This is a genomic window from Enterococcus sp. HY326 (assembly GCF_026157065.1).
Taxonomy (GTDB): domain Bacteria; phylum Bacillota; class Bacilli; order Lactobacillales; family Enterococcaceae; genus HY326.
This window is the reverse complement of sequence record NZ_JANLGQ010000009.1, coordinates 1-25238: the sequence shown is the minus strand read 5'-3', so window position 1 is coordinate 25238 and position 25238 is coordinate 1. Positions and strand designations below refer to the sequence as shown.

Sequence of the window (25238 nt, the reverse complement as noted above, 5' to 3'; positions counted from 1 at the left end):
CATTTTTTTCGAGAAATCAATTTCCGTTCTCAATCGAATCCCTATGTTTACCAGTAATAGCCGCTGATTTTTTAGAATTGTTCTGAAAATCAGCGGCTATTTTTTTGTAATTTAATTAGGCTTGGAACTGGCTATTATAAAGACGGGCGTACAGAGAAGGCTGACCGAGCAATTGGCTGTGGGTTCCGTGTTCGATGATGTTGCCTTTATCCATCACGAGAATCAAATCAGCATTTTTAATCGTCGACAAGCGATGGGCAATCACGAAGCTCGTCCGGCCCTGCATCACTTGATTCATCGCCGTTTGAATATCTTTTTCAGTCTTCGTATCAATACTTGAGGTGGCCTCATCTAAAATCATTACGCGGGGATCAGTTAAAATGGCCCGAGCAATGGTAATTAATTGCTGCTCACCTTGTGATAAGGTGCTACCTTCACTTGAAATGATTGTTTGATAGCCTTCTGGTAACTTTTTGATAACGGAATGACAGCGGGCCAATTTTGCAGCAGCTTCGATTTCATTTTGTGTTGCCTTGGGATTGCCGTAAGCAATATTTTCGGCAACTGTGCCATGAAAGAGCCAAGTGTCCTGTAGCACCATGCCGAAATTGCGGCGTAACGCTTTTCGGGAGAGCTTGGTAATCGGCTGGCCATCAAAGGTAATCTGTCCGGCATTGACATCATAAAAACGCATTAGCAAATTAACAAGTGTCGTCTTGCCGGCACCGGTAGGACCGACAATTGCCACCATTTGTTTTTCTTTAATGGCTACATTGACATCTTTCATTAAAGGTTTTTCCTTTGTATAACTAAAGGAAACATGGTCGAATTGAATGGCGCCCTTTGGTTGATCTAAGGTGATTAATTCGTCATCGCTAACTTGCACTTCCTCTGGTAAATCCAAGATTTGATAAATTCTTTCGGTTGCGACTAGCGCTCCTTGAAATGAATTGATCATATAAGAAGAGTTTGTAATCGGTTCGGAAATTTGAGTGACATATTGCAGGAAAGCCTGCACCAAGCCCACCGTCAAAATTCCTTGAATGGCTAAATTAGCACCGATTAAGGCCGCCAGAATAAAGGCGATTTGATTGATAAAACGGATAGCTGGATAAATCGAGTAAACAACAAACTGAGAAAATTTGTTGGCTTGATACTGGGCTTCAATGTCTTGGTCAATCGTTTGGATAAAACGTTCCTCTTGACCGTAGACCTTGACCACCAGATTTCCTGCCAGTGTTTCTTCTGTGGTAGAGCTTAATGCGCTCAGAGTAGCCATATGCTTTTCAAAAAGCTCATTATTAATTTTTGAAATAATCGCCGTACCCACGCCGCCTAAAATTAAAACGGCTAAAATCACAAAGGTCATATCCACCCGAATTGTAAAGAGAATTCCAATTCCTAGGAGAATACAGACGACTGAATAGACCATCTGATTAAAGCCAGTGACAATCATATCAGAAATTTTATCAATATCCGTGGTGGCTTTACTTAAAAGCTCACCGACCTGGGTTGTATCATAAAAATTCATCGGTAGCTTCGTCATTTTTTCCGTCAGCTTTTTCCGTAACGAGAGGCTGAGATTCTCTGAGACGCTGGCAATCACGTATTCTTGGAAATAGTTCATGATAAAAACTAAAAGACCAATGACTGCCAAAGCGATAATGCCACTGATAATCTCCATTTGAATGGCGGCCCACTTATTTGAAATGCTGCCGTCACTTATCACGGCAATCACTTTATCAATTAAAATCGCCGCAATCCATGGCACTAGCATATAGAGAATCGTGGAAATGACATTTGAGAAAAAGACCGTTACAACCTTAACTTTTTCTTCCATTAAAAGTTTCCAGAACAACAACACGGCCCGCTTCGTATCTTTAGGGGTATCCGCTAAGGCAGTTTTGGGAATTTTTTTTCGTTTATTAAACAACATTTTTCTTTCCTCCATCAGTAATCAAGCCTTGGGTTAAGGCGAGTTCACGATAGTATTTATTTTCGTGAAGCAATTGTTTGTGCTGGCCAACTCCGACAATCTGACCTTCATTTAAGACGACAATTTTATCGGCAGCGGCAATTGTGCTTAAGCGTTGAGCCACGATAATCGCTATCTTATTTTTTAAATAGGATTTCAGTTGATGACGCAGTTTGGCATCTGTTTCATAATCCAAGGCTGAAAAGCTATCATCAAAAATATAAATATCCGCTTCTTTTGCTAAACCCCGGGCAATTGCTAGCCGTTGTTTTTGACCGCCAGAAAAATTGGTGCCGCCTTGGGCTACCGGAGCATTGAATTGTTCAGCCGGCGAAGTGATAAAATCATGGGCTTGCGCCACTTTAGCTACCTCAATAATTTTATCCATCGCTAAGTCTTGATTCGAAAACTGTAAACTGTCCTTGATGGTGCCGCTAAATAAGAAAGCCTTTTGCGGAATATAGGCAATTTTTTTTCGTAGTTCCTTTAAAGGCAGTTTGCGGGTGTTGATATTATTGACTAAAATTTCACCGCCGGTAGTGTCCTCTAAACGTAACAAAACTTTTAAAAGAGAGCTTTTGCCGGAACCCGTGCCGCCGACAATCGCTAGCGTTTCGCCAGCGCGAATCGAAAAATTAATATCCGTCAAGACGCTCTCTTCAGCGCCGGTATAACGAAAATCAACCTGCTTAAACTCTAATTGTTGAATTGAAACGCCTGCTGTTTTGGCTAATTTTTTGACGCCATCTGCTTGATCTTTTTGATCTGAAATGCTGCTTTCCATAGTGATTATTTCACTGATACGTTTAATTGAAGCAATCCCTTTTGGAAACTGGAACAATACTAAAGCCGAAGTAATCAAGGTCGAAATTGTCGTGACGGTATATTCGACTAGTGCTGTGATACTGCCGACTGCTAAAGCGTTTTGTGAGACTAGCTGTGAGCCAAACCAAATAATTAAAGCCATGACAATTACCATCAAAGAAAAAGCTAAAGGTGTTAATATAGCGAAGTGCTTGTTTATCGCAATATTATTATCGGTATAACTTTCAAAGGTTTTATTTGAACGTTCTTGCTCTTTATGGGAATTGTCAAAGGCCCGAATAATTCGAACACCGGTGAAAAATTCCCTTAGAACTAACGTCATTCGGTCAATTTTAATTTGAATCTGGATGATATTTTCTACCGAACGGCTCATAGTGACATAAATCGCCGCTCCAAAAATTACAATTGAAAAAAGCGGAATCAGCGCAAGCAACGGATTGATTTGAATCGTTAAAATCAAAGAAAAAATCGACATAATCGGGCTCGGTAAAATCAGCTGCAAAAAGGTCAAAATAATTTGCTGAGCATTGACATTGTCATTGGTCATTCTAGTGACCAATGAGGCGACGCCCACATCATCGACTTGTTTAATCGATAATTTTTGGATGCTGCGGCTCAGCTGTTGGCGATTTTCTTTGGCAAATTTTGCCGAAAAGTCTGCTGAAAAATAGCTGCCTAAAATACCCGCTAAAGTTCCCAAAATCAAGATAAAGACCATCTGAATACTGACTTTTGTAACCATTCCAGCATCTTTTAACAAAATTCCTTCGTTAATCATATGGGCGACTAAAAAGGGAATAATGAGTGTCGCAAAGGTGGTGATGGTGATAAAGAAAATACTGATTGCCAATAAGCCCTTATTCTTTTTAGAAAACTCTTTTAATAAATACATGATATCCTCCTGATTGATTTGCAGTAAAGTCACTGCAAAAAAATAGCTTGATCTTCATTCGAGTAAAATACTAGCGAACCACTTTTAGAACTAGCAGCCAGCAACAGGTTTGAAAATCAAAAAATGAAATTTTTCTGGAAGGTCTTTACTTTCCAGTAGCTCTAGTCTAAACTTTAAAGTAGCTTTAATGTCAAGGCTTTTTTTAAAAAATTTAGGAGGACTGAGATGCAGGAAATTTTTTCGATTGATGATGTTGCAAAAATTTTTAATGTCGCAAAATCTTCTTTAAGATATTGGGAATCGGAGGGCTTGATAAGCTCCACTCGAGATGCCTCCAGTCGCTATCGGCAATACACAATTAAAGATTTATTGGAGATTGGTGACATTGTTTTTTATCGCAAGTTAGGGATTGCAATTGAACAGTTAAGGAAAATCGACCAGATGAGCTCAGCAAATATGAAGGAAGTTCTGCAAAAAAAACGTGAGGACCTGCTGACAGAAATTCAAAATCTTGAAAAAACTGTTATGAAAATTGATACGAATATGCAACACATTGAAAAATACAATTACCTAAGAGACCATCAATACCAATTGGAGAAATCAGATATTCAGTATCTGATTGATTCTGCTGTCAGTGAAATTGAAGGTACCCAGCTCTTTATTGAGGATTCTTATAATTCGGCAATCTATTTTAAGTCAGACAAACAAGCCTTTTTTTCCGGTAGTGTCGTTCACAGTCTAAAAAATGATGAGGCGCAACGGGTGATTTTAACTAGTCAGGAAGCAGCCGCTAAAACATTTGTCACTTGTTTATTGACGATGACAGATATGCAGGTAGCGCAAACGGATTTAGACAGCCAGCTAATGGCTATTAAAAAAATGGGCTATCAGATTGGGACAACAATTTTTGGGCGGTATTTATTTGCGGCGGTAGAGGATGCAAAACTCGGTAAGCAAGAATTTTATAAATTATGGGTTGAGGTAAAAGAGGAAAAATAAAGGTTGTTCTGAGTTTTCCTACTAATCTAAAGAAGCAAATTCTTTAGTGGTGGAGGAAACTCAGAACAACCTTAGTTTATTGAACGAAGATTTCTGGATTGCTATGACGGAAAGCGGCTAAAATCTCACGAACCTGATCAGTTGATTTAGTATTCATTAATTGAACCCGTAAATCGTTGGCGCCGGCAAAGCCTTTGACATAGATTTTGAAAAAGCGATGCAGGCCCACAATTGAACGGGGAACTAGTTGTGCATAGTGATCTTGTAAATCCAGCTGTAGCTCTAACAGCCCAATTAATTCAGCAGGAGTGTGCTCTTGTGGTTCTTTTTCAAAAGCGTAGGGATTTTTAAAAATTCCCCGGCCAATCATTATACCATCAACACCATATTCTGCAGCGAAGGCTAGGCCCATTTGCCGATCTAAAATATCGCCGTTAATTGTAATCAACGTTTGCGGAGCGATTTTATCTCTAAGCTCGAGAATTTTGGGAATAAATTCAAAATGGGCGGCTGCTTTACTCATTTCTTTTCTCGTTCTTAAATGAACGGAAAGATTCGCAATATCTTGTTGCAGCAGATGGGTAATCCAAGGCTCCAGTTCAGCAGTTTGTTCAAAGCCAATGCGGGTTTTAACGCTGACTGGCAGCCCACCAGCTTTTGCAGCTTGAATTAATTCAGCCGCCACCTCAGGCCGCAAAATCAAACCGCTGCCTTTGCCCCGTTCGGCAACGTTAGGAACCGGACAACCCATATTTAAATCAATTCCCTGAAACCCCATCTCGGCTAAACTGATACTCATTTCTTTGAAAAACTCTGGTTTGTCTCCCCATATATGAGCTACTATCGGCTGTTCATCCTCAGTAAAAACTAAACGGCCCCGCACGCTGTCGATGCCTTCAGGGTGGCAAAAGCTATCAGAATTAGTAAACTCCGTAAAGAAAACATCCGGTGCCCCCGCCGTTTTGACAACATGGCGAAAGACAACATCTGTGACATCTTCCATTGGAGCTAAGATGAAAAAGGGCTTCGGCAAATCAGCCCAGAAATTTTTTAACATGATTGACTTCCTTTCAGTACACGGATTCCTTCAAAACATAGCTATTGTACTAGGAAAAATTGAAAGAAGCAAAGTTTCTGGTTAATCAGTAGCGAAAAATTTTTAAAGCTAGATAATTAAAGAAGTCTAGATAAAAATTAAAGGAGATTTTTTAGTCTGACAAAGTTTCACTTTTTTTAAAAGCAGCTCGGCGTTTGCACCTTAATTTTTCGGGAGAAGCATTTTTACTCTCTCAGATTTATTATAAGGATGAATGACTTTGGGAACCAAAACTCTGACATAGAGCCAGATGATAATAAAAAAGTAGCTGGGCAGACTTAATTCCAAAATTATTCTCAACAGCTGATTGCTGAGATTATGGGTGATAATCTAGGTGATATAACAGCTACAAAAAAAGTTCAGTAGCACGTCTTGCAGGTAAATAATTTTAAAGCTCTTTTGATTTTCTTGCCATAGCGTAATTCATAATTATTTGGGTTAATTAAAAGGGTAACCAAGATACCTAAAACCCCCAGTTTGCCGCTTCGGTCCGCCAGCAAAATCAAAAATCAAGAAAATTCTATCAACACAGGTATTGTATACATTTTAATAGGCTTGTTCCGTTCATCCGATACAATTTTATGTAAGCCGGCTTTTCAATATAAATGGTAACTAAAAGCTAGCTGAGTTAAACTGACATAATAATTTTAGCAGAAAAAGTATCAGCAGAGATTTCTATTTTAAAATCTAGATTAGTGTAGTCTGCAATAATATGATTTAAGGAGTAGAGCCCTCGACCACTGTGATTGATTTTCGTCGTAAAATTTTTCCTAAAAATTTTTTCAAGGGATACTTTTTCGTGAATTGTATTTTTGACCTCAAAAACTATCACATTTTTACTACGAAAAATTTTTAGCCAGATAGCTGTATACCCATTTGGTTGGATAGCTTCGTAGGCATTATCCAAAAGAATGGATAAGCATCTTACAAGATCAATTACTTCAACAGTAAATTCTTGATTAATTTTTTCAATTTTCAAGTTTAATTCTGATACCTCTTTGACCAACTCTAAGCGATTGATAAAAGAAATAATTAAAGCTTGCAATGGATAATTATTTAGATTCATAACGGAGTAATATTTAGAATCAATTATTTTATTGGAATAGACAACGATTTTAGCCAGATAATCTTTGGCACTTTCCAAATCATCATTTTCTAGATATTGAGACAAGCTAATCAAGATATTTTTGTAGTCATGGCGAAAATTCTGTAATTCGCTATAGCTTTTATTTATCGAGACAATCGAGCTATCGAGATAATCACTCTTTGGGTCGTTGGTAGAAAAAGTTGTAAACACTATTGTAAAAGCTGTCAAAAGTAGAGCAGTGACAATCATCAATGCAAAACTCAAGACGATTGCAGAAAACGTCATTCGATAAATATAATACTGGTTAATCGCAAAAAGAGTCACATAAGCAACACTACTAATAATCGAGTATTGGAGATACTTTTTTTTTATTGCAATAAATCGTTGGGTTAGTTGATATTTTTTGTGAACCTTATTAGAAATCAGGGTTAGTAGAACTAGTAATACTAGATGGAGGGGGATAAATATAGGCCAGTGGGTATCCCCGTCGTGAATGTTGCTACCAAAGAAGATTCTTGAAATGCTGTAGGTGACTAACCAGACGATAGAGTAGATTAGGCCACTTCTAAGGGAAGAATATGCGGACACGAGCCAAGTATTAAAGGAAGTCCGAATTAAATAAAATTTTAAAATAAAATATAAATATAACACTAGTAAGCTGAGAAAAATGGATATAAATGAAGTCAAAAAGACAACAGCGAGCATTACCGCTAAGATTGCTGTTTTTTTCTTAGGTAGCAGTCTCTCGTGATCGCACTGGAGGAGCAGCCAAAGGTGGCTCACAATCATTAATCTGAATAAATTTGGATAATCCATTGTGTGAACTGCCTCTCTATGCCTCCAGATTTTTAAAGCGTTTTTTCAATTTAGCGACGTGTCTTGATCCGATAAACAATTCCCGATTATCTTTAAAATAAATCATCCCTTGGCTTTGATTAAGGGAGCTAATCATTAAAAGATTTATTATGTATGATTTAAGAGAATTAAAAAATGCAGGTGAATTGAGCTTTTTTCTGATATCAACTAATCTTTCATTTGCGATAAACTCAATATCCTTAGTTTTCACAACAGTCTTTTTCTGCAGGCCTGAGACCGTTGTAATGTAAGAGATATCAAAAGGGTTAACGAGTGTTATACCTTCTGAAGTCTTTAGTTCAATTACCACATTTTTTTCAAGTCTGTTTAAGATGGTATTTTGAATTTCATTTAAAATAGGGAATAGTGCATCATTAGTCATGATATTTTCAGAGATGTTTTTTGTAAGATAACCTGATGGATAAATTTGCTGATTTATCGAAAATTGACTCAAAGTATCATCGCTTGTCAGAAATATTATAAAAGCATTTGAGTTCCTCCCACGTAATATTTTGGCCAACTGAATCCCAGTGAAATCTGTATTAAGATGAATATCAATAAGAAAGACATCATTGTCACAAATGGTAAAATTCGCAACATCTCGATAAAGTTGGATGTAGTTGAGGGTATCATCAATACACAGATTGATGTATTCACTTTTCTCGGTAAAATCGAGCAAACATTTGGAAATCGCCATTCTGTGAGCCAGTTCATCCTCAATGATATACACGTTAGCCTCATATTTCATTCTGTCACCCCTATCGATAACAATTTAAGTGGATTCAAACTTTTTTTCAAGAAAAAAGCTTTTTTGAAGTCAATGTTATATAGCTTTGGTGTCGTTTTTGTAAAAAAAGTACTTTTGAAGTTTAACTTCAAGCTCGGCAAACTTTATCCAGATTAAAAGTACAAAAAAATTGCTGAGAGAAACGTCACAGCAAAAAGTAACCTCAGACATGTAGATTTGTTTGAATTTTTTTAAATATCAGAGAAAAATAAAAAAGTACCTGCCGATATTGAGAGCTCTTGAAGAATAGAAAATTTGTTATTTTAATCTGCTTTAGTCAAACAAAGTTACAAAATTTTCCATCAAGATTCAAAAGTAAATTAGACTTCTGCTACATTGGTTTAAAATAGAAGAAATTTTTTTCTAGTTGCAGAAAAAAACAAAACAAAAACAGTTATTTTTCAATTGATAAAATAACTGTTTTTTTATGTATTAAATTATTCAAATCAACAAGAATGTTACTCCAACAAGCAACAAACTTTCTTTTTGAAGGCTATAATATGAATTCAATATGAATCATAACATTTTCATGAATGTAATTTTCTCAATTCTCTCACAATTGAGAAAGGCTATTGATAAGGATTATTTTTGATAACCTTTGTGATACAAAATATTGTAGCACATTTTATTTTTAATGCAAAGAAATATTATTAAAAAATGATTCTTTTCTTCAGTTTAACTGCAAGCTGCTTTATTTTATTGTTGTTTTCCGTCAATTAAATCGTCAAAAGAAAGTGGGATTACTATGGCCAGAAAAGGCGAAAATATCTACAAAAGAAAAGATGGACGTTGGGAAGGTCGCTATATTTCTTCTCGAACAACCACAGGAAAAGCTAAATACTCTTCTATTTATGGAAAAAAATATGAAGACGTTAAAAGAAAACTACTTCAAAAAAAGGTCGAGCAAATTAGTGACTTTACTATCAGTAAGCGAACTATAAAGGCAGAAAAATATTCTGAATGGCTAGCTTATTGGATAGACAAGATTGAAAAGAAAAGGGTGAAAAAAACTACTCTGTCAATTTATTCACGACTAGTAGAAGTCTATATAAACCCTTCTATTGGCGATCTGTTGTTAAATGAGATTTCCTCGAAGAAAATCGATAAGTTCTTGGAGGAGCTGCAGGAGAAGGATTTAGCTCCTGGTACTGTCAGAAATATTTTTAATGTTGTTAAGAAGTCCTTAGTTGATGCATATCAACAAGGTTATATTCGTGAATTTCCCTGTAAAAGCGTTCAATTACCTAAACTTATCAAGCATGAGGTAAATACCTTAACCTTAGCTCAGCAAAAAAAATTAGAATGCACGGCCTTAAAAGAGACAAGCTGTTCTGCTATTATCATCGCTTTGTATTCTGGTATGCGTATTGGTGAAATTAGCGGTTTGCAATGGAGAGATATCGACTTTGATGAAGATATGATCTATATCAGAAGAACGGTCTCAAGGATTTTTAGCCTTGACTCAGTTCAAACCAAAACTGAATTAACGGTTGGTAGTCCGAAATCGGCTAGCTCAATCAGAAAAATTCCTATAGCTAAAAATTTAAAAAATTACCTACAAGAAAAAAGAAAAAACGCAACATCGGAGTATGTAATCGAATCATCAAAGGAATTAACAGAACCTAGAACCATTACCAATCGCTTTAAAAGAATTTTAGTAGAGACCAATTTGGAAAATATCAATTTCCATACATTAAGGCACACTTTCGCCACTCGTTGCTTAGAGCAGGGAATGGATATTGCAAGTCTCAGCAAAATATTAGGACATCAATCAACAAAGATGACTTTAGATACTTATGCGGGTTCATTAATGGAGACCAGAAGAAAAGGAATCAGCCAACTGGATACTCTTTTAGAAATTGTCTGAGAACAATTAAGCGTCAGAGAGAATGGTCAAAAATCATAAAAACTCTCAGAATAAGCCGCTTGAAAGGAAAATTCTCAATTGTGAGAGAATTGAGAAAAATAACTAGCTGTTTTTTGTAAAAGCCTGATTGAAAAAGCCAACTTACAATATTATAACAAAAAAACCGATAATAACAAATATCCATTCCTTCTGTTTTATTTTAAATTTTAATTTTTGTGAAGTAACAACTACAACGCTGAACTATATGTAATTTGTAAAGATGGATTAAAAAGAGTAAACAATATATTTATTTTAGAAAGAAGTTGATTTTTTGAAGTCTATCATGATCTTGACTAAAAACATCCTAGTCGAATCGGAATTAGAACAGAAATTAAAAAGTTTAGGATATGAGGTGTTTTCCTCATCCCAAATTTTTAATGAAATTTTATTGGGATTCAAAATAAAGATTACACCAATCTTTAATCTCGTAATTATCAGTTCGAGTATTAGTGAAGAAGAAGTTGAGACGATACTAAGCATTGGTTTTCAAAATGTCAGATTTTTGCGACTAGAAAATTTTGAAGGGGATGACAACGCACTGATAGAGTCTCAGAAATGTCATTCAATTGATTATATTGATGAGGATTGTTCTTTGAAAACATTACGAGAAGCTTTATCAAAAAAAGTAGAAACTGAAATCAGCGATAAAAAAAATCCTTTAAATCAGTATTTGCATCAAAAAAGGAACTTTCAGCAGGGAGATAAAAAACTATATTATGAAAACTTCATATCATCAATGTCTGCGAAGGAGCGTCAAGTTTTTCGGGTATTGGTTGATTCAGAGGGGGACTATATTGACAGAAAAAGCCTCGCTTCGCATATTTGGAACTCAAGTTCTTCATCAAATCTAGCACAGCTTTCTCAAATTATCAGCAGAATTCGAGTAAAGATGGAGAAAAACAATATTATCAATTTATCAGAATCAAATAGTTCCTATTTAATCACTCATTGGAAAAAGGGCTATACACTCTCTGAAACTTTTTTTCAAGATTATATCCCTGTAAGGCTTGTTGAGTAAATTAATTAGTTTCATTCTTAAAGGGTATGCCGCAACAGGATTATTGAACGAAGATGACCTTTATGTACCTTGGGTTAGAGAGTGTTACTTAAGATTTAAGCAACGAAGGGAGGTGAAAATATGAGAAACAGAAAAAGAAAATTACTTGGTGTTCTTTTTCTAGGATTGGTGCTGGGACTTAGCTTATTCTTTAAGCCATCTGCTGTCAGTGCAACAGAAGTCACCGTTTCTGATTGGAGTAGCTTTAAGACAGCTTATGAAGATCCAAATGTCACGAAAATCAAGCTGAGCCAAGATATCATTCGATCTGATACTACTGCTTCTAACAATATTCGGACACATCGTTCCACATCTCTTGAAATTGATGGTTCTAAACCTAATCCAGCAAATGACTATGATCATTATCAACTTTATATAGGTAGAACTTATCTTGGTGTTGTAAATCCAGCTGCTGGCGTAACCAATGCAACGCTTCATGTGCATGATGTCATCATCTCCAATTACAGTACTGGAACTACTGCGGATTCTTCTTCAATATTTGGACTACCGAATTACACTCCAACCGATGCGAACTGTTATACAAAGAATTGGACATTGAGATTAGGAAATATTGTGGTACCCAAAAGTGACACTGAACGGGTAGCGCGGTTCACAAGAGGTCAAGTAACTATCTATGGAAAAAATAAGGTTAGTACATGGGGAGAAAACTTTTATACAGGCGGTATGAAATTTGAAAATGGCACCGAATATTATGGTGATATTACTCGCAGAAACTATTCAGTAATCTGGTATCGACATAATACAAAGCCAACTGATACTGGGAGTTCAGAGTTTGATATCGGTGAGAATTGTGACATTAAGCTAAGAAACGTTGGTAGTCTTAGTAACACAACCTATCCGGCTATCTATCAATATTTTTCAAAGATTAATGTGGGGGAAAACAGTAAATTTACTGCCACAGTACCAGGTTCATCTTTGCAGTTTCACGGTGATGGTCAAACAATGACCGCAGAAAAAGGTTCAGTTGTCACTTTAACAAGCTTGGCTTCTGACATTAGTTTGCGGGATAGTTCGACAATGGGTGGTGATTCAACAATCGTTGGCAGAAACGAAGGTCGTATTCCATTTAATAGCGGTTACGCAACAAATTTATCGATTAATTTCAAACCGGGTTCTTCTTTCTTTGTTATTGGTAGTACGGGTAGAAACGAAGCTTTGATTACTTTAGGTGAAGCAACGAATAGTAGTAATAACAAAATTACATTAGATTCACCTTTACAATTTGACTTTAGAAACACTGGTTCCCAAGATGCAGTTCAAGTCAATCGAAGCAAAAGTAATTCATTTAGTGTTCTAAATAGTAATTTATCTTTCTGGCAAGTTGGCTCAGATATATTTGGTAATGCAACCTTTGATTATCCAGATGTCACAAGTTTTATTTATCAGGACTTAAATGTTCCAACTTCTAGTGAGACAGAGTTACAAACTAAGCTTTCGGCGATTAAAACAAACACCAGAAGCAATGTTTCCCGGATTTCAGGACTAAATTCCAAACCAGATGTTCTTTGGCAGTACCAATTGACAGATGCAGATAAAAATCTGTCAAACTTAGCTCGTATCCGACTAGGCTCTGTGCCAGATAATACAGGGTTAGATGAGAACGGTGATTTACATTATATTGACGTGTTTGCAAACTCTGGCTTGCCAGTTAAGCTGACGGATTCGGTTTCTTCTGATGAAAAAGATTTAGTAACGGATGCGACTGGTTATATTTCCACGACAGTCGATAATTTTTATGCTGCAGGCACGATTTTAAGTGCAATGGCAACTCGTGGAAAATTGATTTCTGATACTACGGCATCATTACCAGTATTTGATATCACACCACCTGAGCCGGTTCAAATCAATGGCGGAAAAGTAACAGATACTGACTTGTATTTGAAAGGTGACGGTGCAGAGGCGGGAGCAAGGGTTCTCGTTAAAGTTAACGGAAGCTTACTCAGTTCGACTGCTGTTGTTGGCGCTGACGGAAAATTTTCAATTACTCTGCCAAACAAGCTAACTATTGGAGATAAAGTCACAGTATATTTACAAGACGATGCCGGCCTTGCTCCTACAGGGTTAAAAAATGTAGCTCCAGCTACTAACGATTCGATAGGAAATATCAATCCTGATAATGCTTTAAACTACGGAGATGCCACTTTCAATCCGGCTGCCACTTATACTGTTGAGAAGTCGATTATTGATACTGCATCTGCGAAAAAGAGTTTCACTATTTCGAGCGGAGCAGCCAATGTCTCCACAGGCGAAGTCTTGCGTTATTCTGTCGCAGTGACTAACGATGAAGCGGAAGGTAGCAATATTTTATGGTCTGATGTGGTGTTAACTGACATTTTAGATGAAGGTCTTGACTTTGACAGTTCCAGCGCCGATGTTCAAATCAACGGTGTAAGTGCTGCTAGTACATTTGATGCTGAGACAAGGAAATTGAGTGTTTCGCTGGGAGATATTTTGCCAGTAACCAGTACCGGTGAGAATAAGATAATCCTATCATTTAATGTTTCTGTGAACCGAAAAGCAGTTGGTCGCACCATTGTCAACACGGCTAATCTATCAGGGAAAACAGCATCTGACGGAACCTTCGAGATTGCTTCAAACAAGTCTGAAACTAATCCTATTTTAGACAATACCTTGACAGTTAATTTTAAAAATCTTGACGGTGAAGTGATTCATGAGCCGGTTGTCATTTCTGGAAGCCTGAATCAAGTCGTTGATTTAACAAAAGAGCAAGATGTGTTAGATGCCATTGCTTTAATTGAAACGCAAAACTATTAATTAGAGGAACGTCCAAGTTCTGAACAAGTAACCATTACAGGTAATGGAGATGAAGTAACTTACGTTTTCGATGGGATTCTGATTATTAAATCAGCACCGAGTGTTATCGATTTTGGCAATATTATTTATGACTCGACTGTAAAACGTGTAGACAATCCTAACTTAGGGAATGAGAGTCTTTCAATTTTGGATACACGCTCTAGAAGCAAAGGTGGTTGGACATTAACAGCCAAGCTAAGTAAAGAGATGAAAAATAATAGTACCCAATCGATTATGAATGAGGCACTCCATTATATTACCGAAGATGGTACGGATATCACATTGGATACCAACGCGTCAGACATTGTCGTTAATCCTAGCGGAGGCAGTGTCGATGTTTCTAGCACCTGGGGGACGACCGCGTCCACACCAGGGTTGAAGTTAGTAGCCGATCCATCTAAAACGACGATTTCTAATATCGGTAGTTATTCAGCAGAAATTACTTGGACGATTGCAGCAGGACCATAGGGGGAGTTAGTAAGATGAAAAATAAAAGATTTTTGGTTTTCCTCAGTTGTTTGGTTCTGCTGTTGGGCTTTACAGTACAGGTTGCGAGTGTTCATGCCGTAAAAGATGCAGGTGGTCAGGTCACGGTAGATGGTGGGATTACGTTTTACGAAGGAACTAAAACTTCCGAAAGTAGTACCACTTCTTCAGAGCCGACGGGAAAAGAACCTGGTGGAAAGCTTCCGCAGACAGGTGAAACTGTACGTAATTTTAGTTTCATCGGCGGGGGATTGATACTGTTTAGTTTATTGATAGTCTTCTTGCGTTATAAGAAAAAAAAGGAGGCAGAGGGAAATGGTTAAAAAATATCATAAATCATTCATGGCTTTTGCTACTTTGCTAACTTTTCTTATCATCTTTTTCGGAGGAAGTCAATCCGTCTTGGCCCATAGTACTGTTTCAAAAGGGGCTGTTTCTGTTGAGGATACCGGTAAGACGAATCCAGTTGATCCGGAGAATCCTGAAAATGAGGTGGATCCAGGAGAATCACCTTCGACTGAGGGACCTTTAAGAATTGATTTCGTATCGGAATTAAAATTTGGCTTAAATGATTTATCTAAAGAAAATCGAGTATATACCTCTTTAGCCCAGTTGTTTCATGATGAAACAGATGCAAGAGGATATTACATTCAAGTTACTGATCGCCGCGGAGACTCCAGTGGTTGGGAACTGCAGGTCTCCCAAGACCATCAATTTAGTAACTCAATTATTCAATCAACAGATGGCCAAGAACTAAAGGGGGCCAGCTTATCCTTTGACCATGGCTGGGCGAATTCCGTCAGTACGGCGGAAGCTCCCCTCGTTACTCGCGACACAATTGCGATTAATGAAATGAACTCGGCGTATACCGTAGCGACTTCTTCTAAAGGTGCAGGCACAGGAGTTTGGACAATTGAATTTGGTGCGTCGAGCGGAAATAAAAATAACCAATCGAACACATTATCACCTTTAGTTGATAAATCGGGAAATCCGGTAATTGATGAAGTTTTCAATAAACCAGCTTACAGTAATTCAGCGATTACTTTGAGTGTTCCAAAGACAACTAAAATTCAGCCAGTAAAATATTCTACGACATTGACATGGATTCTTACTGCTGGTCCCACAAATTAATATTTTTGGCAAATAGAGGAATCCCTCTTTTGTAATAAAGGAAGAACTATTAGGAGGAAATAAAAAATGAAATTCAAACGTTTATGTGCAACAACTTTATTATCAGTCATTGCTGTAGGGGCAACAGCTCCAGTATTAGCTAGTGCAGCAACTCAAACTCACTCTGCAATCTCTGAAGGTCGTGTGACGGTTGAAGCGGGTGATTTAGATCCTACAGATCCAATCGTTGACCCAGAAGATCCAGGTAAAGATATTGATCCGGATAATCCAGAAATCACTCCAGGAACAGATCCAGGCACATTAGGGATTACGAACGTTTCAAAATTAAATTTTGGAACAATTAAAACTGCTTCTAAAGCAGTAACTGCAAATGCGGCTGCTTTAGTGACTAAAACTGATGACACTGGTGCCACCACAGAAACTCGTGGAGCTTTAGTTCAATTTGGTGATACTCGTGGTACAAACGCTGGTTACACAGTAACCGCTCAAATTACCAGACCTTTTGAACTGAAAACTGATACTACTAAAAAATTAGACGGCACGACAATCAAATACAACTATGGAATCATGGAAACTCGGGCAGATAATATGGCAACACCAGGTACAATGTCTACATCATTAGACGCATTGGGCTATGATTCTACTACAAGTGCTGGAAATTCGATTACAGTTGTATCTGCTGCTCAAGGCAGTGGTGCTGGGGTTTATGTTTTAGAATTTGGCCAAAGTAAAGATTATACAGGTGCTAATACAGTATTAGGGATGACCGGTACTAAAGAGACTGATGACAAAGCTGTTACATTAACAGTACCAGCAGCAACTGCTTCATCAATGGTCTTAGGAGATTATACTGCTGATATCACTTGGACAATTGGTGCATTAGCATAATTTAAGCTCTTAGGTTTTACTATTTTATGAGCTGATGAGAGCATCTCTCATCAGCTCATTAGTTTTGTAAACATATACATATATTCATGATAATTTATTTTTAAAGGTGGTATGACAGCAATGATGTTTAGACATATAAAAAAATTTGTAAAACTCTTTTTTCTATTTGTTTTAGGAATGATTAGTGTAACAATGGGCAACCAGAAAGCTTTGGCCACTGCTGATCAAAGTAACGGTAGTTCAGCGACAGGCTTTAATTATCAAGTTATGCTTCCAGAAAATCAAACAGATTCGAGTTTAGGCTATTATGATTTAGCTATGAATCCAAGCCAACAGCAGGTAATATCGATGACGCTGACTAATCCGGGAGAAGAAGCTATAAGGGTTGGCTTAAAGCTTAATGCTGCTAAGACCAACAATAACGGCGTGATTGAGTATAATCGTCCAGATATCGAAAATGATCCCTCACTGCAGTTTGATTTTAATCAGATTGTCTCCGTACCAGAGACGATTGATTTAGCTGCAGGTGAGACTAAACAATTAGATATCTCAATTCAAATGCCCGAAACAGCTTATGATGGTGTGATTGCGGGGGGACTTACGATGCAAAGAATTGTTGATGAGACAGAAGGCTCTGATTCCGAAGCAGGGTCCTATGTGAATAATAAATATGCGTATGCGGTCTCCATTTTATTGAGAGAAGGAAATAACGATTTACAGCCTGATTTACAATTCAACAAAGCTTATGCTGGCCAGCAAAATTATCGAAATACGATTTTTGTTAGTTTTTCAAATATCGTTGCAACCTATGTTAATAATTTAACAGTAGACGCTCAAATTACGGCAGAGGGATCAAATGAAGTCCTGTGGGAAACTCGAAGAACGACAATGCGGATGGCCCCTAATAGTTTCATAGATTTTCCAATTAGCATGGCTGGCAGCCAGATGGAGCCGGGACAATATACTGCCCATGTAAATGCTTATATTGGAGATCGAAAATGGGAATGGCATGAAAATTTTGAAATCTCTGAAAAAGAAGCAAATGAATATAATGAAAGAGATGCAGGCTTGGTCCAAGAAAGAGGAATTGACTGGCGCTTGATTGCTACAATTGTAATAGGGTTTATTGCCTTAGTTGGCATCATCTTTTTTATTGTAACAAGAAGAAAAAATAAGAAAAAAAAGTTGGCTAAAAAATCCAAAAAGAAATCTTAGTCACTATTTAACAGAATTCATAATTCAGGGGGGATATGATGTCTATCATAGAATGGGGTGTCATCATTGGAATTTCAATTACACTGATTCTGATTTTTTTCACTATTTATTTTTTTATAGCGGTGCTATCACAAACAAAAAAGCTGGCAGGTATTCCGAGTTCTCCCCCAAAAAATTCTAAACTAAAAAAACGATGGCGGGTAGTAAGAAAAAGAATCTATTTAAAAAGAAAAAAAGATGTGAAAATGGTTGTCGTTTTTTCTTTATTGGCTCTACTATTTGGTGGTGGAACAGCCTACCTTAGCTATTATCAATCCACAAACTTATCTACAGAAGATTCCGATTTGGTTGTACGGTCATACTTGTTACTGCGTGATTTTGAAGGGAAAATAAATGATGCCGCAAATGCAACAGAAGATGCCGATACGGTGAATAGAGATATCCGGTATTTAGCAACTAACCTAGCAAGCTATGCGAGTAAAACAGCGAGTTCGGCAAATACCGCAGACGGTCAAACTGTTTTAAACAGGTATTACGCAGCACTAGGAGAACTTGGAATGAACGCAAGTCGTCAGGTGACAGAGTTTTACAATAACAGTGAGCTGGTTGTCACCTATGAAGGTGATATAAAACGACTTAAAGAACTTGAAAGTAAAGCTTTTGACTATTATAGCGTCAATCAAGAGGCACTAGAAGATGAGGCTAGTGAAAATTCCGATGGAAAATAAAAAGAAGCTGAGGAAAAGACCGAAAAAATCGGTTGGTTCAGCTAAGCAGCACAAAACTAAAAAAATAAATTCAAGTACTCAAATAGTTTCAAAAAAATCAGCTTTGCTTCAAACAAGTGGCAAAGCAGAATTTCGTAAAAGCAAAGGTGAGGAGCCGTTAGCATGCCCTCAAAGAAAAACTAGAAAAAAAGGCAAAAGATTTAAGCCTCAAAACTCGCTATCAAAGAAAAAGCAGGTTGGTAGGTCAAAACAGCGTTTTAAAGAGCTTTTGCTTGTATTCAGTATGACTCTGATTACATGTCTATTTGTTAGCTCCTTCCTTTTTGAAATTTATCGAGTGAATGGGTATAGTATGGTGCCGACTTTAAGAGACAGGGACCTTGTGTTGTTAAAGAAAAATAAAAGTGTTCAGCGTTTTGACTTGGTTCTAATAAAACGAGGTAATACTTATCAGATTAGAAGAGTGATAGGCCTACCAAAGGAGGATATTCAATATATAAATGATAGCTTATATGTGAACGGAGAAATGGTTGTTGAAAGATTTTTGATTAATCAAATTAATGAGGCGCAACAATCTGGTGGGAATTTTACGAAGGATTTTAATCTTATAGATATCTCTGGTGCTTCGAAGATACCAGAAGAAGCATATTTTGTCTTAGCGGATAATCGAGAGTACAGCTCTGATAGTCGTGATTATGGTCTGGTGAGTGAAAACCAAATTATAGGTGTAATAACAATCAATTTTTCCGATTTAAAAACATGAGATGATTTATTCGATGGAGGATAGGATGACTGCTGCTAAAGAAAAAAGAATTGAGACAATTTTGGGAGTATCTTTAAAGAAGCAAATATTAAGGAATAAATATGGATCCGTAAAAGAGGTTCAGAAGATTTTCAAAATGGATGTGGAACAGTTTTATTTTGCCTATTTCACTTTAAAAAATGAAAAAAGAACCTGGAGCTTGTTTCTTATTTACACCATAATAATCAGTTCAATTTTTATTGTTACTGGATTGGTGGGAATGATCTCACCTTATACATCACTAATTTTATATCTCATCTTAGGCTCTTTAGGATTGCTAGTCGCTATTCTTTATTTTAATTTTGAAAAGCGGAAATTGGCACTCTATGAGTATGTGTACTTTAAATTGAGATGAAAATTTAAACAACAATTCCTAAAAACTATCAAAAATTACTCCTCTAAAGCGATGATTTGCTACATTGTAGAGGCAAATATACCATGATTTACCCCTTTTCTCTTTGTAGCTTTTTCATGACTCTGGATAAGTTTTTTCAAAATGATTGGAAACATCCTATTTGATTACTAAACAGTGAGTACTCTTACTAGGAAAACAATGCTATAATCAAGAAAAAAAGTGTCCTATTTGGAGTTTTTACAATGAATTTAAGAGAGCAGTATCAATTTGATAATTTAAGTGTTCAGTTTGACCAGCTGGTGTATCGGGTTGGCAGCTATCACTACAATTGGCATTATGAAATCGAATTATTGTGGCTGTTAAAAGGTCATATTGAAATTAATGTGGACGGAAGCATTCATGAGCTGCAAACAGGGGATTTGTATGTAATCAATTCCAATAGTGGGCATGCGACGTTTGCTATTGATCCTGATAGCACCTGTTTGCGGCTATATCTTTCCCCTGATTTTTTTATTAATCAAGGAGTGGAGCTGGGCGGGGGCAATTTCAAATTGGACTCTAGCCGTGACCAGCTTAATCCCCTCTATGCTTCTTTTAGGAAAGATATGGCACAGCTGCAATTGTTGGATAATCAGGCGAGTGCCGCTTTTCAAAAAAATAGTCTCTTTTTTTCAATTAGTCAAAAGCTACTGGAATTTTTTGTTCCCGCTGAAAATAATAAGGAGAAGCCGCTAGCTAAGCGGCAGTCTTTATTGGATGATGCAATTTCCTACCTGGAGGAAAACTTTAGAAAAGAGGTTTCACTGGAGTCGTTGGCCCAAGCGACCAATTATTCCACGACCTATTTGTCAAAATTATTTAAAAGCGAGTTGGGGATTAATTTTTACGAATATCTGACTCGTTGCCGCTTGCAACATGCAGTCAAAGCATTGGCAGACACCCAGTTGAAAATTGCCGATATTGCTTATGAAAATGGTTTTAGTGATATCAAAGCCTTTAATAAAATGTTTAAAAAACATTTTGCCCTGACGCCAAGTGAGTATCGGAAGCAATTGAATCCTGATTTGCGGGTAATTGATCGATCCTTTAAAGAAGAATTATCACCAGAAGATCAACAAGCGGCGTTGGCAATTTTACAGGAACAAGCCATTAGTCAAGAAACACTGCAGATTAATCCTTGTAGCTATTGTGCCAGAGATGATTACCAAGAAAAATACAACGAGCTTTTAGCTAAGTTAAAAGCCATCACTTCAACTGCTGATTAAAAAACCATTTCCTCAAAAATTGCCTGTTTTCAAAAAGCATTTAATCTTATGCAAATTTTTGATTTTCAATGCTGATTTTTGAGGATTTATTTTTAGGCTATCACAAAAATCGGGATACCTTTTTTTTTGCTACTCAGTATTATGAAAACGGAAACAATTGCCGGCGCTGTCGCAAACAGCAGTGGCTTTTTTTGTGTTGAAGGAGTGAAAATGACGACTTTATTTAATGTTATTACTTTCACAAGGAAGCTGCATCTCGATAATTATTGGCTAGTTGAAAAGAGCTTTTCCGAAGATAATACAGATAACAGCAAGGAGGAGTATCATGACTACAAAATATACGTACCAAGAAAAAACTTTATCACCTAAGGCTCAGCAAATGCGAGATATTTTAGTTGACTACATTGCCGTGGTCAGCCGTCGTTTACCAGATGATGTGACAGCAAAATTAAGCGAGCTTTCTAAAATTGAAGTCGATCCATTGCAACAATTGGTGTACAACACCATGTGGGAAAATCAAATGTTAGCTGAAAAATTGGAACGACCAAGTTGTCAAGACACCGGCGCATTACAATTTTTTATCAAATGTGGCAGTCATTTTCCATTATTAAGCGAATTGAATGACATTTTAAAGGAAGCTGTTTTTTTAGCAACACAAAAAGCACCACTGCGCCACAATGCAGTGGAAACTTTTGATGAGTACAATACTGGCTTAAACATTGGTTCTGGCTTACCAAGTGTCTTTACTGAAATTGAAGGCGATTCCGATAAATTGGAAATGTACGTTTACATGGCAGGGGGCGGTTGTTCCTTACCAGGAGCAGCCAAAGTTTTAATGCCCGGAGAAGGCTACGAAGGTGTCGCAAAATTTGTGATGGATCAGATGACTAGCTATGGAATTAACGCTTGCCCACCATTATTGGTAGGTATTGGCATTGGAACGTCTGTGGAAGTTGCCGCTATGAATTCTAAATTAGCTTTAATGCGGGAAGTCAGTAGTGAAAGTCCAAACGAAAATGCCCGCAAGATGGAACATTTACTAGAAGATGGTATCAACAATATTGGCTTAGGACCGCAAGGCTTTGGCGGAAAAAAATCCGTCATGGGGGTTAACATTATTAACACTGCCCGCCATCCTTCCGTTATTGGCGTAGCCATTAATGTCGGCTGCTGGTCTCATCGCCGAGGCAAAATTTTATTTGATAGCGAATTAAATTATTCATTACCGTTACATCAGGAGGTAGAACTATGAGAGAGTTTCATTTAAAAACACCCGTGTCCGCTGAAGATATTGCCGATATTCGTGTAGGGGATATCGTTTATTTAGAAGGAATTTTAGTCACCTGTCGCGACGTGGCTCATCGGCGAGTTGTCGAAGAAGGATTGCCTTTACCGGTGGATGTCAAAGATAAGGCAATTTTACACGCTGGCCCGATTGTCAAAGAAAAGGAAGATGGCAGCTATCAAATGATTTCTGTTGGACCGACGACTAGCATGCGGATGGAAAAATTTGAAGAGGATTTTATTAAAGAAACCGGTGTTCGTTTGATTGTCGGCAAAGGCGGTATGGGAGCGGGCACACAAGCCGGCTGTAAAAAGTATCAAGCCTTGCACCTTGTTTATCCAGCAGGTAATGCTGTTTATGCAGCTGAAAAAGTTGAAGAAATTATCGATGCGCAGTGGAAAGACTTAGGGATGCCAGAAACTCTATGGGTGAATCAAGTTAAGGAATACGGTCCATTAATCGTTTCAATCGACACTCTAGGAGACAATTTGTTTGAAAAAAATAAAATTGAGTTTAACCGACGCAAAGATGCAGAACTAGAAAAAATTTATCAGGAAGTGCGTTTCATCAAATAGCTTTATAGAAAAGAGGAAGCCTTATGCTTTTATTCTTGGCATTGTTAATGATTGTTTCATTTGTCGTTTTATTGGCGAAAAATAAACTTTCAATTGTCGGCGCTCTGGTTTTAGTGCCACTGTTTTTCGGATTAATTGTGGTTGTTCTAACAGATGCCACTTTTGCTGATTTATTTCAATGGATTACGGATGCGCTGTTCTTCAGTGTCAATGATGAATCCGGCAGTGTTTCCATGGGAGTTATTTCCCCAGGCTTGTTAATTTTATTTGCGGTGATGTATTTTGATTTAATGTTAAATGTGGGCTTGTTTGACCCCTTGTGCGAATTTTTTATAAAAAAAGCCAAGGGTGACCCGCTAAAAGTGACGATGGCTACTGTCTTAACAGCCACAGTTGTCACGATGAACGGTGACACCACTACGACGATTATTATCTGCGTAGCTGCTTTTTTGGAATTGTATAAATTTATGAATATGAAACTCAGTTATTTAGCAATTTTAATTGTTGCCCCCATCGGAATTTTCAATCAGCTCCCTTGGGGCGGACCGACAATTGCTGCTAGTACAGCCATTGGAGTGCCGGTGACAGAACTATTTAATGCCCTGCTGCCAGGGATGCTAGTGGCAGAAGTATTTGTCATTTTTCTAGCTTATCGCTTAGGACTAAAAGAACGTAAGCGCTTAGGTTTTTGCGACGGTTCTGATTCAGCGATTGATGACGTGATGATGGCAAAAATGTTAGCCTCGATTCAAAATAAAGATCCTGAATTAAAACGGCCAAAACTATTCTGGTTTAATCTGCTTTTAACTGCTGGCATTTTATATTTACTGATTCAAGATGTAGCCCACGGCGCTGTGTTGTTTATGATTGGTAGCGCTATCGTGCTGACGGTGAATTATCGCCAGGTAAGTATCATCAATGACCGAATTGATGATATTGCCTCTGACGCTTTAGCGCCAGCCTTGGCAACCTTTGCCGCCGGTGTTTTCTCCGGAGTCTTATCCGGCAGCGGCATGGCAAATGCTTTAGCTCAAGGCATCACCATGATTATTCCCGAAAATTTAGGCGCCCATATGGCACCGATTTACGCCTTTATCTCTGCACCGGCAATTACCTTTTTACCACAGGATGCCTTTTACTTCGGCATCGCCAAAGTTGTTGCTGAGGTGATGGAATCCTATGGCTTGTCAGCTACCCAAGCAGCAGTTGCCTCCATGGTGGGACAATCCTTCCGTTTGATTTCGCCAGTTATTCCAGCTTTGTTTATGCTGACAGCTTCAACTGAATTAAATTTTGTTGATTTTCAGAAGAAGTATATCAAATATTGCTGGCCAATTTTAATCATTTATCTTGCTGTGTACGCAGCAACCGGGTCATTGCCGCTTTAAACATAAGAGGCTGTGGCATAAGTCCAACGAACGGTCAAAAATCTGACCTATTCAGCAGCTCATCTAATTTCAAAAGTAATATTTTAGAAATTACAAAAATGAACTGTTTAGTAGAAGCATCAAGGTGTTCAGAATTTTGACAGAGGGAACTTATGCTACAGCGTCTTTTCTTTTTGAAATTTTAAAAGAGGAGGGAGCAAATTGTTTCAATTTTTAAAACGCAGAGAATCAACGAAAAATCAACTAGACAATAAAGGCGATTATCAGCAGGCGATAAATCAAGCAGCTGAAGATGCAAATTCTTTTGAAGCCTTACCAGCATTTATTCCGACAAGTCCCGAAGAATATCAGTTGGTGAGTGTGATTGCCACCGCAATTGCGGCTGGCGAAAACAGCGACAGTCAATTTGTGGTTAAAACAATTTTAAAACGCAATCCAGAAGCCCGCACAGTTGCGTTAATTGCCGCCAGTCTTGCCGCAGAGGCAGCAGAAGACAGTCAGCTCATTGTCAAAACGATTCAAAAGAAAAAATAAAACGGAGGGTTCATCAATGTTACGTAAATTTAAAATTTCAATCGATGGTCAAGAATACTTAGTAGAAATGGAAGAAATCGGTGGCGTGCCACAACCCCGACAGCACCCGTTGCTCCGGCTGCACCTGTTGCGCCCGCAGCTCCTGCTCCAGAAGCACCAACACCAACACCCGTTGCTTCAGCTCCAGCCGGCGCCGATGCAATTACGGCTCCTATGCCTGGCGCTATCTTAAAAGTCTTAGTGAATGTTGGGGATGCAGTTTCCGAAAACCA

General features: G+C 37.7%; 22 protein-coding genes and 1 pseudogene. 18 read left to right on the top strand and 5 right to left on the bottom strand.

Translation table 11 applies throughout. The annotated features are described in order from the left end of the window. Positions 1 to 115: 115 nt before the first annotated feature. A complete protein-coding gene (locus ORH16_RS17215; protein ID WP_265460136.1) occupies positions 116 to 1936 on the bottom strand; it encodes an ABC transporter ATP-binding protein in 1821 nt (606 codons plus the stop codon). Next, a complete protein-coding gene (locus tag ORH16_RS17210) occupies positions 1926 to 3692 on the bottom strand; it encodes an ABC transporter ATP-binding protein (RefSeq protein WP_265460135.1) in 1767 nt (588 codons plus the stop codon). The genes ORH16_RS17215 and ORH16_RS17210 overlap by 11 nt, the downstream gene beginning before the upstream one ends. 225 nt (positions 3693 to 3917) lie before the next feature. Between ORH16_RS17210 and ORH16_RS17205 the strand changes: the two genes are divergently transcribed. Continuing rightward, positions 3918 to 4691, top strand: a complete 774-nt coding sequence (locus ORH16_RS17205; RefSeq protein ID WP_265460134.1) for a MerR family transcriptional regulator — start codon at positions 3918 to 3920, stop codon at positions 4689 to 4691. A gap of 76 nt (positions 4692 to 4767) precedes the next feature. Here the strand turns inward: ORH16_RS17205 and ORH16_RS17200 are convergent, their stop codons facing one another. The 3 genes from ORH16_RS17200 to ORH16_RS17190 form a co-directional block, all read right to left on the bottom strand. Next, a complete protein-coding gene (locus ORH16_RS17200; protein WP_265460133.1) occupies positions 4768 to 5748 on the bottom strand; it encodes a tRNA dihydrouridine synthase in 981 nt (326 codons plus the stop codon). 667 nt (positions 5749 to 6415) lie between these two features. Next, on the bottom strand, positions 6416 to 7690 hold the full coding sequence (locus ORH16_RS17195; RefSeq protein ID WP_265460132.1) for a GHKL domain-containing protein: 1275 nt from the start codon (positions 7688 to 7690) through the stop codon (positions 6416 to 6418). Positions 7691 to 7706: 16 nt separating this feature from the next. Then, positions 7707 to 8477: a LytR/AlgR family response regulator transcription factor gene (locus tag ORH16_RS17190; protein WP_265460131.1), complete on the bottom strand. Its 771-nt coding sequence runs from the start codon at positions 8475 to 8477 to the stop codon at positions 7707 to 7709. 784 nt (positions 8478 to 9261) lie between these two features. Between ORH16_RS17190 and ORH16_RS17185 the strand changes: the two genes are divergently transcribed. From ORH16_RS17185 to ORH16_RS17105, 17 genes and pseudogenes are all read left to right on the top strand, one after another. Beyond that, complete coding sequence (locus ORH16_RS17185) at positions 9262 to 10383, top strand: tyrosine-type recombinase/integrase (protein WP_265460130.1); 1122 nt, start codon at positions 9262 to 9264, stop codon at positions 10381 to 10383. 310 nt (positions 10384 to 10693) lie between these two features. After that, positions 10694 to 11440, top strand: a complete 747-nt coding sequence (locus tag ORH16_RS17180) for a winged helix-turn-helix domain-containing protein (protein ID WP_265460129.1) — start codon at positions 10694 to 10696, stop codon at positions 11438 to 11440. A 120-nt stretch (positions 11441 to 11560) separates the two neighbouring features. After that, on the top strand, positions 11561 to 14275 hold the full coding sequence (locus ORH16_RS17175; RefSeq protein ID WP_265460128.1) for an isopeptide-forming domain-containing fimbrial protein: 2715 nt from the start codon (positions 11561 to 11563) through the stop codon (positions 14273 to 14275). 186 nt (positions 14276 to 14461) lie between these two features. Next, positions 14462 to 14782 (top strand): hypothetical protein, encoded by a 321-nt coding sequence (locus ORH16_RS17170; protein WP_265460127.1) that lies wholly within the window; start codon positions 14462 to 14464, stop codon positions 14780 to 14782. A gap of 14 nt (positions 14783 to 14796) precedes the next feature. Continuing rightward, positions 14797 to 15123 carry an LPXTG cell wall anchor domain-containing protein gene (locus ORH16_RS17165; protein WP_265460126.1) on the top strand — a complete coding sequence of 109 codons (327 nt, stop codon included), beginning with the start codon at positions 14797 to 14799 and terminating at the stop codon, positions 15121 to 15123. Continuing rightward, positions 15116 to 15931 carry a WxL domain-containing protein gene (locus ORH16_RS17160; RefSeq protein WP_265460125.1) on the top strand — a complete coding sequence of 272 codons (816 nt, stop codon included), beginning with the start codon at positions 15116 to 15118 and terminating at the stop codon, positions 15929 to 15931. The genes ORH16_RS17165 and ORH16_RS17160 overlap by 8 nt, the downstream gene beginning before the upstream one ends. 66 nt (positions 15932 to 15997) lie before the next feature. After that, complete coding sequence (locus ORH16_RS17155; protein ID WP_265460124.1) at positions 15998 to 16819, top strand: WxL domain-containing protein; 822 nt, start codon at positions 15998 to 16000, stop codon at positions 16817 to 16819. A 120-nt stretch (positions 16820 to 16939) separates the two neighbouring features. Then, positions 16940 to 18034 carry a DUF916 and DUF3324 domain-containing protein gene (locus ORH16_RS17150; protein ID WP_265460123.1) on the top strand — a complete coding sequence of 365 codons (1095 nt, stop codon included), beginning with the start codon at positions 16940 to 16942 and terminating at the stop codon, positions 18032 to 18034. 38 nt (positions 18035 to 18072) lie between these two features. Then, on the top strand, positions 18073 to 18762 hold the full coding sequence (locus tag ORH16_RS17145; protein ID WP_265460121.1) for a hypothetical protein: 690 nt from the start codon (positions 18073 to 18075) through the stop codon (positions 18760 to 18762). Then, positions 18731 to 19525, top strand: a complete 795-nt coding sequence (gene lepB / locus ORH16_RS17140) for a signal peptidase I (protein WP_265460120.1) — start codon at positions 18731 to 18733, stop codon at positions 19523 to 19525. Before ORH16_RS17145 ends, lepB begins: the two co-directional genes overlap by 32 nt. Positions 19526 to 19550: 25 nt before the next feature. Beyond that, positions 19551 to 19919, top strand: coding sequence for a hypothetical protein (locus tag ORH16_RS17135; protein WP_265460119.1), 369 nt, complete (start codon positions 19551 to 19553; stop codon positions 19917 to 19919). 242 nt (positions 19920 to 20161) lie between these two features. Beyond that, the gene (locus ORH16_RS17130; protein WP_265460118.1) at positions 20162 to 21184 is read left to right on the top strand and encodes an AraC family transcriptional regulator; all 1023 of its coding nucleotides are present in this window, start codon (positions 20162 to 20164) and stop codon (positions 21182 to 21184) included. 325 nt (positions 21185 to 21509) lie between these two features. Next, positions 21510 to 22436 carry a L(+)-tartrate dehydratase subunit alpha gene (gene ttdA, locus ORH16_RS17125; protein WP_265460117.1) on the top strand — a complete coding sequence of 309 codons (927 nt, stop codon included), beginning with the start codon at positions 21510 to 21512 and terminating at the stop codon, positions 22434 to 22436. After that, on the top strand, positions 22433 to 23044 hold the full coding sequence (gene ttdB / locus ORH16_RS17120; protein WP_265460115.1) for a L(+)-tartrate dehydratase subunit beta: 612 nt from the start codon (positions 22433 to 22435) through the stop codon (positions 23042 to 23044). The genes ttdA and ttdB overlap by 4 nt, the downstream gene beginning before the upstream one ends. A 23-nt stretch (positions 23045 to 23067) precedes the next feature. Next, positions 23068 to 24432, top strand: a complete 1365-nt coding sequence (locus ORH16_RS17115; protein ID WP_265460114.1) for a CitMHS family transporter — start codon at positions 23068 to 23070, stop codon at positions 24430 to 24432. 273 nt (positions 24433 to 24705) lie between these two features. Next, positions 24706 to 24966 (top strand): hypothetical protein, encoded by a 261-nt coding sequence (locus tag ORH16_RS17110; protein ID WP_416207877.1) that lies wholly within the window; start codon positions 24706 to 24708, stop codon positions 24964 to 24966. Between the two features lie 16 nt (positions 24967 to 24982). Further along, positions 24983 to 25238: pseudogene (locus tag ORH16_RS17105) on the top strand (acetyl-CoA carboxylase biotin carboxyl carrier protein subunit); the annotation flags it as partial.

Bases quoted from the DNA above. Each gene is read 5' to 3' on its own strand.
- ORH16_RS17155 (WP_265460124.1), top strand. From the start codon at position 15,998: ATGAAATTCAAACGTTTATGTGCAACAACTTTATTATCAGTCATTGCT.
- ORH16_RS17130 (WP_265460118.1), top strand. From the start codon at position 20,162: ATGAATTTAAGAGAGCAGTATCAATTTGATAATTTAAGTGTTCAGTTT.
- ORH16_RS17175 (WP_265460128.1), top strand. From the start codon at position 11,561: ATGAGAAACAGAAAAAGAAAATTACTTGGTGTTCTTTTTCTAGGATTG.
- ORH16_RS17165 (WP_265460126.1), top strand. From the start codon at position 14,797: ATGAAAAATAAAAGATTTTTGGTTTTCCTCAGTTGTTTGGTTCTGCTG.
- lepB (WP_265460120.1), top strand. From the start codon at position 18,731: ATGAGGCTAGTGAAAATTCCGATGGAAAATAAAAAGAAGCTGAGGAAA.
- ORH16_RS17160 (WP_265460125.1), top strand. From the start codon at position 15,116: ATGGTTAAAAAATATCATAAATCATTCATGGCTTTTGCTACTTTGCTA.
- ORH16_RS17135 (WP_265460119.1), top strand. From the start codon at position 19,551: ATGACTGCTGCTAAAGAAAAAAGAATTGAGACAATTTTGGGAGTATCT.
- ORH16_RS17150 (WP_265460123.1), top strand. From the start codon at position 16,940: ATGATGTTTAGACATATAAAAAAATTTGTAAAACTCTTTTTTCTATTT.
- ORH16_RS17200 (WP_265460133.1), bottom strand. From the start codon at position 5,748: ATGTTAAAAAATTTCTGGGCTGATTTGCCGAAGCCCTTTTTCATCTTA.
- ORH16_RS17145 (WP_265460121.1), top strand. From the start codon at position 18,073: ATGTCTATCATAGAATGGGGTGTCATCATTGGAATTTCAATTACACTG.
- ORH16_RS17190 (WP_265460131.1), bottom strand. From the start codon at position 8,477: ATGAAATATGAGGCTAACGTGTATATCATTGAGGATGAACTGGCTCAC.
- ORH16_RS17205 (WP_265460134.1), top strand. From the start codon at position 3,918: ATGCAGGAAATTTTTTCGATTGATGATGTTGCAAAAATTTTTAATGTC.
- ttdA (WP_265460117.1), top strand. From the start codon at position 21,510: ATGACTACAAAATATACGTACCAAGAAAAAACTTTATCACCTAAGGCT.
- ORH16_RS17115 (WP_265460114.1), top strand. From the start codon at position 23,068: ATGCTTTTATTCTTGGCATTGTTAATGATTGTTTCATTTGTCGTTTTA.
- ORH16_RS17210 (WP_265460135.1), bottom strand. From the start codon at position 3,692: ATGTATTTATTAAAAGAGTTTTCTAAAAAGAATAAGGGCTTATTGGCA.
- ORH16_RS17215 (WP_265460136.1), bottom strand. From the start codon at position 1,936: ATGTTGTTTAATAAACGAAAAAAAATTCCCAAAACTGCCTTAGCGGAT.
- ORH16_RS17195 (WP_265460132.1), bottom strand. From the start codon at position 7,690: ATGGATTATCCAAATTTATTCAGATTAATGATTGTGAGCCACCTTTGG.
- ORH16_RS17185 (WP_265460130.1), top strand. From the start codon at position 9,262: ATGGCCAGAAAAGGCGAAAATATCTACAAAAGAAAAGATGGACGTTGG.
- ttdB (WP_265460115.1), top strand. From the start codon at position 22,433: ATGAGAGAGTTTCATTTAAAAACACCCGTGTCCGCTGAAGATATTGCC.